The following is a 14,905-nucleotide window of genomic DNA, read 5'->3' as shown; positions in this document are numbered from 1 at the left end:
AGTGACGCAGCCCCGCCGTGAGAGGAAGGGCCGGCGTTCCACCGGGGGTTCAGGAGCGTGTGTCAGCCGTCCCGGCCGAGCCACACCGGGTTCGTCATCGCGGCCATCGCACCGGGGAGCCCGGGCGGCGACCCCTCTGCGGGCCGGTGGCGTATCTCCGCCCGTACGTATGTCGCCAGCGAGGCCGTCGTCCGCCACACCAGGGGCTTCGCGGAGACCGCGCCGGTGTGCATCTCCCCCTGGTCGGTCATGAGCCGGGCCGTCGCGCCCTCCGGGGCTCCCGAGACCTCCAGCCGGACGGTGACCTCCGACTCCGGGCCGGCACGCAACCGCTCGCCGATGCCCGCGTGTTCTCCGTGCGCGCCGCTCGCCGTGAGTTTCAGCGAGATCGCCGAGGACTCCACGAGATAGCTGCGGCCCGCCTTGATGCCCTCCAGCAGAGCGTGCCGTGAGAGGTCGTCGGCGTGGACCACGGTGTGCGGCAGGCCCACCTTCTGAGGTTCGGAGTGGGCGTCGCTGTTGCCGACGGCGGGCAGCCGGCGGCCGTCCCCGGGCGGGGCGGTCAGCATGTTGTCCCAGGCGGCGACGGAGAGTTCGTCGTCGGTCGTCCACGGGCCGTTCCACACCTCGACGGCGTCCGCATCCTCGTAGCCGAACTTCCACCGGCAGCCCACGAACGGGCAGTCGGGGTGGGCGGGGACGACCAGGCCGCCCGCACGGTGAATTCGGCGGGCGAAGCGGGGGAAGGCGTCGTCCCTCGCTCGGTAGCGCCAGTCGACGAAGGTCTCCGGGTCGGTGCCCACGGCCAGGAAGTGGCCGTTGCGGGTGGTGATCTCCTCACCGCAGAGGATGAGGAAGTCCTCGTCCCACAGCCCTTCCCATGCGCCGTGCCCCGAGGTGGTGTTGTGCTCGGTGGTGGCGATGAAGTCCAGCCCGGCCTCACGGGCGGCCGCTGCGGCTTCTGCCGGTGTGCGCTTGCCGTCGGAGTGCACGGTGTGCAGATGGCAGTCCCCGCGGTACCAGGCGCGGCCCCGGCCACGGGCGCGCTCCGGCGGGTGCACGGGCCGTGGCGTGGCGCCCTGCTCGCCGTGCCGGAGGGTGACGGTGACCTCGTAGTCCATCCCCTGGGGTGCGACGGTGTAGGGGCCGAGAACCACGTGCCAGGTGCCGGACCGCACGGGCCCGGGCAGATAGCCGGGCGTCGCCTCACGCGCGCTGAGCGAGAACCGGTCGCGGGCCCCGCCCGACCAGCCGCGGAAGCCGCGGCCGCCGAGCGCCGTGCCCCGCTCGTCGAAGATGCCGATGTCCAGCGCGTTGCCCTGGGTGCCTTCCGGCACCTCCGGTTTGCCGTAGGAGTAGGACACGGCGATCTCGCGCACGCCCGGGGGCACCTCCACCGGCAGATACACGAAGTCGGGTGCGCCGGTGGGCAGATGACCCCGCAGCGTCCTGGAGTGCTCCGAGCCCTCGGCGGCGCGCGCGAAGCTCACACCGCCGAGCGTGGCGGCGCTCGCGGCTCCCGCCACCGCCGACAGCCTGAGCACGTCACGTCTGTCCACACGGGTCATTTCAGCCTCCCCCTGAGCGCACGTCTCTGTACGCACGCAACCGTGGTCGTGGCGCCGCCCCGGACGCCACGGACCACCGTTCTACGCGCAGGAGGCGGGCGCGAAAACCCCTGTGGACAACTCGGCGGCCCGGTGACGGCCGGGAAACGCCCGTGAGGGCGCGCCCCGTTCAGGAGCGCCTGACCGACCGCACGGCGAGGAACACGCCGACCACCACGGCCCCCACCACCAGCGGCGCGAGCAGCCACACCCACCACGGGCTGCCGCTCTTCTTCGTGCCGCTCTTCTCCCAGCCGGAGGACGAACTGCCGCCGTGGCTGCTCGTGCCGGCCACGGCGCCGCTGCTGCCGGTGCTGCCGCCGGAGCTGCTCTTGCTGACGTCTCCGCCGGTGACCGTGCCGCCGCTCCTGCTGCCGGCCGTACTGGTCTTGCTGCCTCCTGAGCTGCTCCCGGCGGCCGAACCCGAACCCGAACCGGAACCGGAACCGGTCGTCGAGCCGGACGACGATGCCGAGGAGGAGCCCGTGGTCGAGCCGGACGACGATATGGAAGGGGAGCCGCTCGCCGAACTCGTCGTGGACCCGGAGGCGGAGACCGAACTGCCGCCCGTGCTGCTGCTCCCACCGGACACGCGTCCCGGAGCCGCAGCGATACGCCCGGACTCCCCGGACCGCCCGTACGACGAACCGCCGGAGGCCCCCGCGCCCCCGGTGCCCGGGCTCCGCTCCGGTGCGGCGTAAGCGGTCGCCGCCGTACCGCCCAGCAGCGACACCAGCAGCAGACCCGTTGTGACAATGCGCATGGTTTTCCCCGTTGTTGTGTGCGCCGCAGACGCACAAGGTCATGACACGGCTGCCTGCCCTCGGTCAGGCGGCCGCTCAGTATCCGGCATCGCCGGCGGTGTGAGATAGGCCGCAGCGACGTCTCCGGGGCCCCGGGCGTGCCGCTCGTATGCTCGGGCCATGACTTCGAGTCCGCAGGCAGCTCCCACTCCCACCGCCATGCGGCGCGCCCTGCGCCGAGCCCGCGACGGGGTGACGCTCGACACCGCCGAGGCCGCCGTGCTGCTCCAGGCACGCGGGGAGGATCTCGCCGAACTCGCCCGGTCGGCGGCGCGGGTGCGTGACGCCGGGCTGACGGAGGCGGGCCGTGAGGGCGTGATCACCTACTCGCGCGGCGTCTTCATCCCGCTCACCCGGCTGTGCAGGGACAAGTGCCACTACTGCACGTTCGTCACCGTCCCGGGCAAGCTGCGGCGTGAAGGGCACGGGATGTTCCTCTCGCCCGACGAGGTGCTGGACATCGCGCGCCGCGGCGCCGCGACCGGCTGCAAGGAGGCGCTGTTCACCCTCGGGGACAAGCCGGAGGACCGCTGGCCCGAGGCGCGTGAGTGGCTGGAGGCGCACGGCTACGACGACACGCTCTCGTACGTACGGGCCATGGCCATCCGCGTCCTGGAGGAGACAGGGCTGCTGCCCCACCTCAATCCCGGCGTGCTCTCCTGGGCGGACCTGCAACGGCTCAAGCCGGTCGCGCCGTCCATGGGAATGATGCTGGAGACGACGGCCGAGCGGCTGTGGAGCGAGCCCGGCGGCCCGCACCACGGATCGCCGGACAAGGACCCGGCGGTGCGGCTGCGGGTGCTTGAGGACGCGGGACGTTCCAACGTTCCCTTCACCACGGGTCTGCTGATCGGGATCGGTGAGACCTGGGAGGAGCGTGCCGAGTCGCTCTTCGCGCTGCGGCGCGTCCAGCGGGCGTACCACGGCATCCAGGAACTGATCATGCAGAACTTCCGCGCCAAGCCGGACACGGCCATGCGTGGCATGCCCGACGCCGAACTCGAGGAGCTGGCCGCCACGGTCGCGGTCGCCCGGCACATCATGGGCCCCTCGACCCGCATCCAGGCACCCCCGAACCTGGTGGACGGTGAGTACGCCATGCTCATCCGTGCCGGCATCGACGACTGGGGCGGCGTCTCCCCGCTGACCAAGGACCATGTCAATCCCGAGCGCCCGTGGCCGCAGATCGACGAGCTGGCACGGCACACGGCCGACGCCGGCTTCACACTGCGCGAACGGCTGCCGGTCTACCCGGAGTTCATCCGGCGCGGCGAACCCTGGCTCGACCCCCGGCTCCTGCCGCACGTGACCGCGCTGACCGAACCGGAGACGGGGCTGGCCCTGGAGGACGCCCCGGTCGAGGGCCGCCCGTGGCAGGAGCCCGAGGACGGCTTCCTCGCCCCGTCGGGACGTACGGACCTGCACCGCACCATCGACACCGACGGCCGCACCTCGGACCGCCGCGACGACTTCGACGACGTCTACGGGGACTGGGAGTCCCTGCGGGAGGCCGCCCGGCCCGGCATGGTGCCGGAGCGCATCGACACGGACGTGCGCGCGGCGCTCTCCCGCGCCGCCGACGATCCCGCGAGGCTCACCGACGGCGAAGCGCTCGCCCTGCTGCACGCGGACGGCCCCGCCCTGGACGCGCTGTGCCGCGTCGCCGACGAACTGCGCCGCGACGTGGTCGGAGACGACGTGACGTACATCGTCACCCGGAACATCAACTTCACCAACGTCTGCTACACCGGCTGCCGTTTCTGCGCCTTCGCGCAGCGCCGCACGGACGCCGACGCCTACACCCTCTCCCTGGACCAGGTCGCCGACCGGGCGCAGCAGGCATGGGAGGTGGGGGCCGTCGAGGTGTGCATGCAGGGCGGCATCCATCCCGACCTCCCGGGCAGCGCCTACTTCGACATCGCACGGGCGGTGCGCGAGCGGGTGCCGGGCATGCACGTGCACGCGTTCTCCCCGATGGAGGTCGTCAACGGTGCCAGCCGTACGGGCCTTTCGATCCGGGACTGGCTCGTACGGGCACGGGACGCGGGCCTCGGATCGATCCCCGGCACGGCCGCCGAGATCCTCGACGACGAGGTCCGCTGGATCCTCACCAAGGGCAAACTCCCGGCGGCCACCTGGATCGAGGTCGTCGAGACGGCGCACGAGCTGGGCATCCGTTCGTCCTCCACGATGATGTACGGGCACGTGGACCAGCCCCGGCACTGGCTCGGCCACCTGCGCCGGCTCGCACAGATCCAGCAGTCGGCCCTCGAGAAGGGCGTGGAGGGTTTCACCGAGTTCGTCACCCTGCCCTTCATCCACACCAACGCGCCCGTTTATCTCGCGGGCATCGCCCGCCCCGGACCGACACTCCGGGACAACCGTGCGGTGACCGCCATGGCGCGGCTGCTGCTGCATCCCCACATCACCAACATCCAGACGAGCTGGGTCAAGCTCGGCACGGAAGGCGCGGCGGAGATGCTGCGCTCCGGGGCGAACGACCTGGGCGGCACGCTGATGGAGGAGACCATCTCCCGCATGGCCGGGTCCTCCTACGGTTCCTACCGGTCCGTGCGTGACCTGACCGCCATCGCCGACGCTGCCGGGCGCCCCGCCCGTGCGCGTACGACGCTGTACGGCGAGGTCCCCGAGGAGCGGCTGCGGGCGGCGGCGCGCTCCGACGGACATCTGCCGGAGCTGCTTCCGGTGTTGGAAAACTGAACCGGCGTTCTAGAGTGCAAGCGGCCGGGGGACGACGCCCTTCCCCTGCCTGCCCGTGCCTGCCGTCGTTCCAGGGAGTCAGACGTGGCCGCTTCAGGCGGAGATGCCGTGTGGGGCCGAGCCGAGCAGCAGGATTTCCGCAGCAGGGTGCGCGGTTGCCTGCTGGGCGGCGCCATCGGTGACGCGCTCGGCGCCGGCGTCGAGTTCGACTCCCTGAACGCGATACGCGAGACGCACGGCCCGCCCGGGGTGACGGACTACGTTCCGGCCTACGGACGGCGGGGCGCCGTCACCGACGACACGCAGATGACGCTCTTCACGGTCGACGGCCTCATCCGCGCGCACGTACGGCGCGACACGGGCGCCTGGCACCCGCCCACCGACGTGCACGCCGCGTACCGCAGATGGGCCGCGACACAGCGGGACTGGGGGCCGGACGAGCGCAAGAAGGAGGACGGCTGGCTGGCGCGCGAGGAGTGGCTCTACGCACGCCGGGCGCCCGGGAACGCGTGCCTGAGCGGTCTTGCCGAGGAACGCATGGGAACCCTCGACCAGCCCAAGAACCCCGACTCCAAGGGCTGCGGCACGGTCATGAGGTCGGCGCCGTTCGGGCTGCTGGTGGGCTGGGAGCCGCAGTTGGTCTTCCAGCTCTCCGTGGAGTGCGCCGCGCAGACGCACGGACACCCGACCGGTTATCTGGCGGCCGGTGCCTTCTCCGCGATCGTGCACGCGCTCGCGTGCGGGGACCATCTCGACCACGCGGTGCAGAAGGCGCTGGTGCAGCTCGCCGCGCGCCCGGGCCACGAGGAGACGACGCATGCGCTGAAACGGGCCCTCGGAGCCGTACGGCAGGGCATGCCGACGGCGGAACTCGTGGAGTCCCTGGGGGAGGGGTGGACGGCCGAGGAGGCGCTCTCCATCGGCGTCTACTGTGCGCTCGTCGCCGAGGACGTACGGCACGGGCTGCTGCTGGCGGTCAACCACGGCGGTGACAGCGACTCCACGGGTTCCGTCTGCGGCAACCTGCTCGGTGCGATGCACGGCGAGACGGCGCTCCCGCCGGGCTGGGTCGCCGAGTTGGAGGGCAGAGCGACCGTACTGGAGCTGGCGGACGACTTCGCGATGGAGATGACGCAGGGCCCCGCCCTGCACGCACCGGGGGCAGCGGCTCCGGCGTGGCTGACCCGCTATCCGCGGGCCTGACCCGTCCGTTCGCCTCCGAACGGCACTCGGCTCCGGCGGCACGCGGTTCGGGCGGCACGCGGTTTTGGCGGGATGCGGTTTTGGCGGCACGCGGTTCGGGCGGGATGCGGTTTTGACGGTATGCGGGGCGGATCGCACGAAGGGTGTGCTACGTCGCCCGAAGTGCCGGGTGCCGGGTGCCGCGTGAACGGCCGCGGCCCTCGAAGGGTCCGCACACGGGCGAGCCCTCTCGGCAGGGACGGCGGACCGGTCGAGAGGGCTCTGCTCAAGGCCGACGCTGTCGCGTGCGGCCGTCAATCACCCGGTGGCTCACGCAACTTCGTGCACCGGACCGTGCGCGTCGACGGACGGATCAGCTCGGACCGTCGCAGACGTCGTCGCGCACTTCGGCGACGAAGCCGGTCCACGCTCCCGGGGGGAAGCTCAGTGCCGGCCCTTCAGGGGCCTTCGAGTCACGCACCGCCACCGCGCGCGGTGTCGGGGACCTGACCTCGACACACGCACCGTTGGCCGAGTAGGTCGATTTGATCCAGTCGGTGGTGTTTCCCTGGTGAATAGCCATGTCTGCTCCGGTTGTTCGACTCGTGTGCCCGACCGTACGCCCCGATTTCCCATGGCGAAGAAGTCGTTCACTCGACCGGATGGCATATTCCAGGCGTCTCTTCACATCCGCAGCTGGCGGAGTGTACTCTCCCCTTTTTCATCCACGGGCATAGTCCTTTGCCACATTCTCGATGAATTCCCGCGTCTGGTCGGGGTTGAGAGCTTCCGCGCGCAAATGCTCGTACATCACGCTGTAGCTCTGCACATCGTGCGACCTCTCCAGATAGAGATCGCTGGTGACGCCCTCCAGATACACCACGGAGGAGTCCGACGCGTCGGGGAACTCGAGGATCGCGTACTGCCCGTTGACCCCCGGATGCGCGCCCATGGAGAACGGCATCACCTGAACCGTCACGTGCGGCAGCTGGGAAACCTCGTTCAGCTTCTCCAGCTGCTCCACCATCGTCTGCCGGCCGCCCACCTCGCGCCGCAGCGCGGACTCGTCCAGCACCGCCCACAGGCGCAGCGGGTGTCGCAGGTCGTTGACGCGCTCCTGGCGCCGCATGCGCACCTGGACGCGCTTTTCGGTCTCCGCTCCCGTCGCCTCGGGATTGGCGCCCTCGCAGACGGCCTCCGCGTAGGCGCGTGTCTGTAAAAGACCGGGCACCACCTGCGGTTCGTAGACGCGCAGGGAGGCCGCGTCGGTCTCCAGCCCGATGTAGACGCTGTAGGGGATGTCGCCGAAGGCGTGCCACCAGCCCTGCTGACGCGACTCCTTGGCCATCTGCATCAGCGACTCCACTATGCGGTTGTCCTCCACCTCGTAGACCCCGCACAGGTCGCGTACGTCCCGCTGGCTGATGCTGCGGCGGCCGTTCTCCAGCCGGCTGATCTTGGACTGGGAGACCAGCAGTCTGTCGGCCACCTCTTCCGCCGTCATGCCCTTCACTTCCCGGAGGCGGCGCAACTCCTGGCCCAGTCGGCGGCGTCGGACGGTGGGATTGACGTTGGACGCCACAGGGACTGCACCTCCGCGTAAAGTACGACTACTTTCCAGAAGGTTGCCACCACTGTGTGCTATCGCGCTGGAGAATGGCGACAGAGGGCGCGGACGGTGCGGACAGTGCGGACCCGGGCACGCCGACGGCTTCACGGCGGCAGCATGCCGACAGCAGTCGATTGCTCTCGACGGCTCGACGGCTCGACGGCTCGACGGCACGACGGCACGCGCACTCACGGCTCGCGGTCCCGCGGGCGCGCCGTCCGCGCCCGTCCCGTCTCCGGTCGGGTGGGTCCGGACATGCGCGCGGGGTGGTGGTGCGGCCACCGTTCCCGGCGACCGCACCACCACCCCGCGCGCCTGCACTGCCTGCGGTGCTACGCCGTGGTGCCGCGGTGCTGTGGTGCCGGTGCGCACCCGCGCACACCGGCCCGCGCGCACCTGCTCAGCCGGCTCGGGCCATCCCGCCGCCGACGGTCTGCCGTGACTGGTCCGGTACGTGCCGGGCCGCGACGGATCCGGCGTTCACACCCGCACGCGCCGGAGCGCGGCCGTCCGCGCCCTGGGGTGCCTGCTGACCGCCGTGGGCACTGTTGCCCGCCGCACGCCGGGGCTGCGCCCCCGCGCCGTTCTGCACGTCCATCACGGCGTGCGCGACGAGGCCGCCCATCGGGTCGTGCCGGATCAGGTCCCGCAGCCGGGAGCGGCATGAGCGCCCCTCGTTGCCGGGATAGAGGTGCTTGCCGAGGCCGACCGCGTGGGCCAGCGCCGCGAGTGCGGCGGTCCGCGGGTCCGGCGGCACGCCGGTGCGGATCGCCCCGTCCAGCCGGGTTCGGATCTCCCGGCTGATCGCCGTCTCCGTCGCCTGGTAGCGAGTCGTCGGCAGCACCCCGCACATCTGGCTTGATACGGCATGCACCATGCCGCACCGCTCCAGGTGTGTGAGATAAGTTTGGCGAAGCCCCAGTCGGGGCCCACCGATCCAGTGGACAGCGCGCACCGGGCTGCCGCGCCTGCGCAGCAACTCGAGCGCGGAGTCCAGAGTTGGATCTCCGGTCGGCCGTGGCAGCACCACGGCGATGCGGTCCCCGTCAGGGGCTATACGTCCTGCGAGAGCCAGCTCGACGAGCTGGGCCCCGGCCAGGCCGAGGTCAAGCGACTGCGGCTGTGCCGTGGTGCCCGTGGCCGGGTCCAAGGCCAGCAGCAGAAGCTCCTCCGGAATAGTTCTGCGGCTCCTGCCCATCCATGCCTCCCCGCGTGGATGTCAGACAGGGTGACTCCTCTCACAATGGTCTGTCGAGAGTGCCTGGGTGTTATGGACGGGAACCAGTAGGTATGTCGTTCTCGTCTGCGGGGTGGAAAGACCGATCCAAGCCCCTGTCGGACGTCCCCGCACAATGTGGGAGGCGCGGCGGACAGGACACTGTTAACTGGTACGGCGAGCGGCGAGCATTCAGCATCAGGAGGCATCGGTGGCGGGCGAGTCCCCCGACAAGGTGGAGCGCGAGGAGTCGTCGGGGGAGACGACCGGGGGAGGCGACGCGGTTGCGTCCTCCGGTGGGAACAAGCCCCGGGAGAAGAAGCCGGCGCGCAAGCGCGGCTCCGGCCAGAGCGCCAAGTCGGCCAAGTCGGCCGAGACCGCGAAGACGGCCAAGCCCGCGAAGGCTGCGAAGGCCGCGAAGTCGGCCGAATCGGTCAAGAGCGCGAAGGCTGCCAAGAGCGCCAAGGCGGCGAAGCCGGCCAAGGAAACAGGGACGGGCAAGGCGGCCGAGCAGGCCAAGCCTGCGATGCCGGCGCCCCGCTCCGCGAAGGCCGAGCACGGTCCGGACGGCAACGGCAACGGCACCGGCGGGAAGAGCCCCGAGCAGAACTCCGCTCCGGCCGCGGCACCGCCGGGCGAGGACGCCACGCCGGAATCCGCCGCCACCGTGACCACCGATGAAGGAAAGACCTCCGGCCCGGAGAGGGCCGCGGACGGCGAGAACGGCGCGTCCACCTCCGAAGGCGGCAGCGCGACCGGTACGGGCGGTGACGACCGGCTCAAAGCGGCAGTCGCGGCGTGGGTCGCCGGTACGGACGACGGGCCGGACGAGCCGGACGAAGAGGTCTCCGCAGCCGGGGACGCGGATGGCGAGTCCGCGGGTGAGCACGCCGACTCGGGTTCCGGAGAGGGGAATTCAAGCCAATCCTCGGCCGGCGGTCTGCCCGTGCGCCCCTCGTCCGACGGCGAAGAGGAGGCGGAGGGTGCCGAGGTGTCCGGGGCGGCGACCCGGCCGGAAGGCACGGCGGAACCGGACTCCACGGGCTCCGAGAGGCCCGCAGCGGCGCCCGCAGGCCCCGGGCGGGGCGTGGAGGAGGTCGACCAGCCGACGGCTATGTTCAGGACCGTACGGCCGGATTCAGGCGGTACGGCGGACGCGGACGACGAGGAGGAGGCCGCGCGCCGGGCGGAGCGCATGACCGCGGCCTTCTTCGGCTCGAGCAGAGCGGCCAAATCCGAAGAAGAGGATGAACCGCCCGGCTCCGCGGGCCCCGAACCGGACGGCCGGCCGGCGGCCGAGCAGCCGGAGCCCCTGGGGCCTGCGGCAAGCGGGTCCGAGGCCGAGATGTCCGCCGCCGAGCAGTCGGAGACCGCGAAGTCGGAGATCCCGGAGACCGCGCAGGCCCCGAAGGCAGAGACCCCGGAGCCTCCGGAACCCGCGGAGAAGCCCGAACCGGGCGGGGCGGACGCGGGGGCGGACGCCTCCCGTGTCGACGAGCCCACCGCGGTCTTCCGTACGGCCGAGCTCGGCGAAGGCGCGCAGCAGGAGGGTGTCGACCAGTCGACCGCCGTCTTCCGTACCGTCCAGCCCCCGAAGAGCGGCACTCCGGAGGCGTCCGGCGAGGACGCCGGGCCGGAGCGGACGGGGAAGGAGGCTGAGCCGGGCGAGGCGAACGCGGATGCTTCCGCAAAGCCCGCAAAGCCGGTTGATCCGCGGACGGTCACCGGCGAGCCGGTCAAGCCCGCCGTGGACGGCCCGGGCGCCACGTCCGAGACCGAGACCACGCCCGAGACCGAGTCTGAGTCCGAGACCACATCCGGGTCCGAGACCGAGTCCGAGCGTACGAGCCAGTTCGTGCCGCTGAAGTCCGCCGACGCCCCGCCGCGCCCGAAGCAGGACCCCGCCGCGCCCCCGAAGCCCCTGGGCGGATCCGCGACGGACACGGCGCCCGCCGAGGCGCCGGACGAAGCCCCCGCCCCTCAGCTCACCGAGGCCGAGCGCACCCGGCAGCAGCCGCGGCCCGACCAAGCACCGCTCGACCTGCTGGCCCAGCTCACCAACAAGCCGCCGCCGCCGGAGACTCCGCTGCGCACGGCCGCACGCCGGGTCAAGATCTGGACGCCGCTGGTGGCGCTGCTGGCGATCGTCTTCGTCGTGGCGCAGGCGGTACGGCCGCTGCCGGAGCCGGGGCTGTCGCTGACCGCGTCACCGACGTACACCTTCCAGGGTGCGAAGCCCTCCGTCCCCTGGCCTTCCGAGGGTCAGGCGACGCTGGACGTCCAGGGTCTGGGCTCGCTCGGTACGTACGGCAAGCAGAAGCCGGTGCCGATAGCGAGCGTGGCGAAGGTGATGACCGCCTACGTCATCCTGCGCGACCATCCGGTGAAGAAGGGGTCGAAGGGCGCGACCATCCCCGTCGACAAGAAGGCGGAGGAAGAGGCGGGGCTGAGCGCGCAGAACGAGTCGACCGTCGAGGTGAAGCAGGGCGACAAGATCTCGCAGCGGGAGGCCGTCGAGGCGCTCATGATCGCGTCCGCGAACAACGTGGCGCGGCTGCTGGCCCGTTGGGACGCGGGTTCGGAGAAGGCGTTCGCGAAGAAGATGAACGCCGCGGCAAAGGACCTGGGGATGACGAACACCAGGTACACCGACCCCAGCGGCCTCAACGCCTCGACCGTGAGCACCTCCGAGGACCAGGTGAAGCTGGCCAAGAAGGCGATGGCCATCGACCTGTTCCGGGAGACGGTGCGGCTTCCCGGCTACACCGACACCAAGGGCGATGAGCACGGGAACTGGAACAAGCTCGTCCCGCTCGACGGCGTCGTCGGGATCAAGACCGGCACGACGACCAAGGCGGGCGGCAACCTGCTCTTCGCGGCCGAGCAGAAGGTCGGCGGAACCGAGCAGCTGATCATCGGAGCGGTTCTCGGGCAGTACCAGCCGTCGATACTCGACACCGTGCTCGCCGAGAGCAAGAAGCTCATCGACAGCGCTCAGGAGGAGCTGCGCACCCAGAAGGTCGTGCGCAAGGGCGACGTCGTCGGGTACGTGGACGACCAGCTCGGCGGCAGGACCCCGGTCGTGGCGACCAAGGACGTCTCGGCGGTCGGCTGGTCCGGGCTGAAGGTGAAGCTCGGGCTGACCGACGGAGGCAAGGCTCTGCCGCACGAGGGAAGCGCGGGTGACAATGCCGGGACGCTCACCGTCGGCGACGGACCCGGCCAGGTACGGGTGCCGGTGGCGTTGAAGGAAGACATGACCGAACCGGGTCTCGGAGCCAAGCTGACCAGGATCCTCTGATCCGGGCGACACGAGATCCGGGCGAACTGAGCCCGGCCCGCGTACCGGTGGGCGCGGGCCGGCCTTACGGGGGAGAGCGCAGTGCCCACTGTGCGGGAGCCGCAGATGCCGGACGGAGAAGACAGTGAGATAGGCCCTGGGGAGACGGGTTTCCCCAGGGCCGACACCGCTTTGCGTCGAGGTTCCGGTCCCGGGACCAGTACTGGTCCCGGGCCTGGTGCCGTACCCGGACCGCGGTCCGGGCAGGTGGCCGGTGATTCGGCGGCGAAGACCGACCGGGAGACCGGCACTTCGGTCGGCACACGGCACGAGCAGCACACGAGAGCGGACTCCCCGGACGCGGACGTCTCCGCGACCGCCCACGAGCATGTGCACGGCGCCCCCGACGCGCACGATCAGGTCACCGCTGACGCAGACTCGGGCACAAGCACAAGCACAAGCACAAGCACGGACGCAGACGCGGACACGGACGCGGACACCGCCGCAGCCGCCCGCTCCCGCACCCGCAGCGAGCCCGAGGGCGGGACGCGGCCCTTCAGCGTCCCGCTCCGATCCGTACGCTCCGCGGCGGCGGATCTGCTGCGCCACCCCGTCGTGGCGCCGGTACTGCTCGCCACCGTCCTGCACCTGATCTGGCTGTGGTTCCTGGCCAGCAGCGGCGGCGACCTGGCCGCGCAGGACGCATGGGCCGAGTTCGTCGAGCGGCACCCGGGTTCCGCCTACAACCTCGCCTGGTACGGCGGGCTCCACCCCTTCTCGTACAGCGTGCTCTCGCCCTACCTGATGGCGGCGCTCGGTGTGCGCACCACGCTGATGCTAGCGGGCATCCTCTCCTCCGGGCTGCTCGCCCTGATCCTCCGCCGTGTGCTGAGCAGGCCGCTCGTACCCGCTCTGTGGGGCGCGTTCTCCTTCGCGTGCAACGCCGCTTCCGGACGGGTCACCTTCGGACTCGGTGTGCTCTTCGCACTCGGTGCGGTCGCCATGGTGTGGGCCTGGCCGCGGCGTTGGTGGCGCAGCGCGGGCAAGGGCAGGTTCCTGCGGGGTGCCGCCGCGGCGGTGCTGGCCGCGCTGGCGACGACGGGAAGCCCCGTCGCCGGGCTCTTCCTCGAAGTGGTCGCCGCGGCGCTGTTCCTGGACCGCCGCCGTCAGGCCGCCTATTCACTCGCCGTGACCCCTCCCGTCGTGGTCATCGTCTCGACGGTCTTCTTCCCCTTCGAGGGCATGCAGCCGATGCCGTGGTGGTCGGCGCTCTTCCCGCTGGTGGGCGCGCTCTCCGCCCTGCTGTTCGTGCCCCGTACGTGGCGCACCGTGCGGCTGGGCGCGCTGGTCTACGGGGTGGGCACCGTGCTGACCTGGCTGATCCCCTCGCAGGTCGGTTCCAACGTGGAGCGACTCAGCCTGCTGTTCGGCGTGGTGGTGCTGCTGGCCGCCGCCCCGCTGGTGGTCGGCGACTGGCGTTCGCGGCGGGGCGTGGCGATGGTGACCGCGATCGTGGTGGCGGTCGGCTGGCAGCTCGCCAAGCCCGTCTACGACGTTCTTGCGACGACGCCCGACAAGGTGTGGAGCAGCGGGCTGACCCCTCTCGTGGAGCAGCTCGAACGCGTCGACGCCGTGCGCGGCCGGGTGGAGGTGGTGCCCGTGCGCAGCCACCGCGAGGCGTCGGCCCTCGCCCCGTACGTCAATCTCGCCCGGGGCTGGAACAGGCAGGCGGACACCGACCGCAATCCCGTCTTCTACGAGAACGGCGGCCTCACGCCGGAGAGTTACCACCAGTGGCTGCGCCGGTGGGCGGTGCACTACGTGGTGCTGCCCTCCTCCCCGCCCGACGGCGCGGCCCAGGAGGAGGCCGACATCGTCCGCGCGGGTCAGCCGTATCTGCGCGAGATCTGGAGCGACGAGAACTGGCGCCTCTTCCGGGTCGCCGACCCGCTGCCGCTCGCCGAGCCGCCCGCGAGCGTCGAGCACGCGGGCGCGGGAGAGGTGGAAGTGCGGGTACGGGAGCGCGGTGCGGTACTGGTGCGCATTCCCTGGTCCCCGTGGCTGGGGCTTGTGGACAAGTCCGGCCGTCGTATCGAGCCGCCCGAGAGCGGGGCGCCGAACCGGTACGGCTGTCTGCGGAAGGCGGACCCGACCGTCGGCGGTCCGCCGCCCCCGGGTGAGAAGAAGCCGGTGATGGACACCTGGACGCTGCTGGACGCCCCCCGGCCGGGCACCTACCGCCTGGCGGCGCCCTATCGGCTGCCCCGGGGAACGCAGTGCCCCGAGGGTGAGCGTGACCTCGCGCCGAACAGCACCGACGGCCCGGACGCCGGCGCGGACGACGACGCTGATGGCGACGGCGACGGAGACGGAGACGGAGACGGCGACGGAGACGGGGCTGAGCCTCCGGCGGGCGAGCCGGAGCGGCGGGGACGGGAGGGACAGGGGGAACGCTGAGGCCGCGCCCGTCCCGCCCGGTGCCCTGCC

9 protein-coding genes are annotated in these 14,905 nt (G+C 71.5%); 5 read left to right on the top strand and 4 right to left on the bottom strand.

Annotation, left to right across the window (positions count from 1 at the left end):
- Positions 1-62 precede the first annotated feature (62 nt).
- Complete coding sequence (locus H343_RS0101645; RefSeq protein WP_028429719.1) at positions 63-1,559, bottom strand: PHP domain-containing protein; 1,497 nt, start codon at positions 1,557-1,559, stop codon at positions 63-65.
- Between the two features lie 161 nt (positions 1,560-1,720).
- On the opposite strand from H343_RS0101645, the gene H343_RS0101640 reads away from it, so the two are divergent.
- The 3 genes from H343_RS0101640 (at position 1,721) to H343_RS0101630 (ending at position 6,334) form a co-directional block, all read left to right on the top strand.
- The gene (locus tag H343_RS0101640; protein ID WP_028429718.1) at positions 1,721-2,308 is read left to right on the top strand and encodes a hypothetical protein; all 588 of its coding nucleotides are present in this window, start codon (positions 1,721-1,723) and stop codon (positions 2,306-2,308) included.
- A 222-nt stretch (positions 2,309-2,530) separates the two neighbouring features.
- Positions 2,531-5,131 (top strand): bifunctional FO biosynthesis protein CofGH, encoded by a 2,601-nt coding sequence (locus H343_RS0101635; protein WP_028429717.1) that lies wholly within the window; start codon positions 2,531-2,533, stop codon positions 5,129-5,131.
- Positions 5,132-5,215: 84 nt separating this feature from the next.
- Positions 5,216-6,334 carry an ADP-ribosylglycohydrolase family protein gene (locus H343_RS0101630; RefSeq protein ID WP_028429716.1) on the top strand — a complete coding sequence of 373 codons (1,119 nt, stop codon included), beginning with the start codon at positions 5,216-5,218 and terminating at the stop codon, positions 6,332-6,334.
- A gap of 352 nt (positions 6,335-6,686) precedes the next feature.
- On the opposite strand, the gene H343_RS0101625 is transcribed toward H343_RS0101630, so the two are convergent.
- From H343_RS0101625 to H343_RS28275, 3 genes are all read right to left on the bottom strand, one after another.
- A complete protein-coding gene (locus H343_RS0101625) occupies positions 6,687-6,896 on the bottom strand; it encodes a DUF397 domain-containing protein (RefSeq protein ID WP_028429715.1) in 210 nt (69 codons plus the stop codon).
- A gap of 138 nt (positions 6,897-7,034) precedes the next feature.
- Positions 7,035-7,895, bottom strand: coding sequence for a Scr1 family TA system antitoxin-like transcriptional regulator (locus H343_RS0101620; RefSeq protein ID WP_028429714.1), 861 nt, complete (start codon positions 7,893-7,895; stop codon positions 7,035-7,037).
- 427 nt (positions 7,896-8,322) lie between these two features.
- On the bottom strand, positions 8,323-9,120 hold the full coding sequence (locus tag H343_RS28275; protein ID WP_028429713.1) for a GOLPH3/VPS74 family protein: 798 nt from the start codon (positions 9,118-9,120) through the stop codon (positions 8,323-8,325).
- Between the two features lie 229 nt (positions 9,121-9,349).
- Here H343_RS28275 and H343_RS0101610 point away from each other — a divergent pair, with 229 nt between their 5' ends.
- The gene (locus H343_RS0101610; protein ID WP_028429712.1) at positions 9,350-12,439 is read left to right on the top strand and encodes a serine hydrolase; all 3,090 of its coding nucleotides are present in this window, start codon (positions 9,350-9,352) and stop codon (positions 12,437-12,439) included.
- A 246-nt stretch (positions 12,440-12,685) separates the two neighbouring features.
- Positions 12,686-14,875: an MFS transporter gene (locus tag H343_RS28270; protein ID WP_199778845.1), complete on the top strand. Its 2,190-nt coding sequence runs from the start codon at positions 12,686-12,688 to the stop codon at positions 14,873-14,875.
- Positions 14,876-14,905 lie beyond the last annotated feature (30 nt).

Source organism: Streptomyces sp. TAA204 (assembly GCF_000424965.1).
Note: the sequence above shows the minus strand (reverse complement) of the source record. Positions and strands in the feature narration are given on the sequence as shown.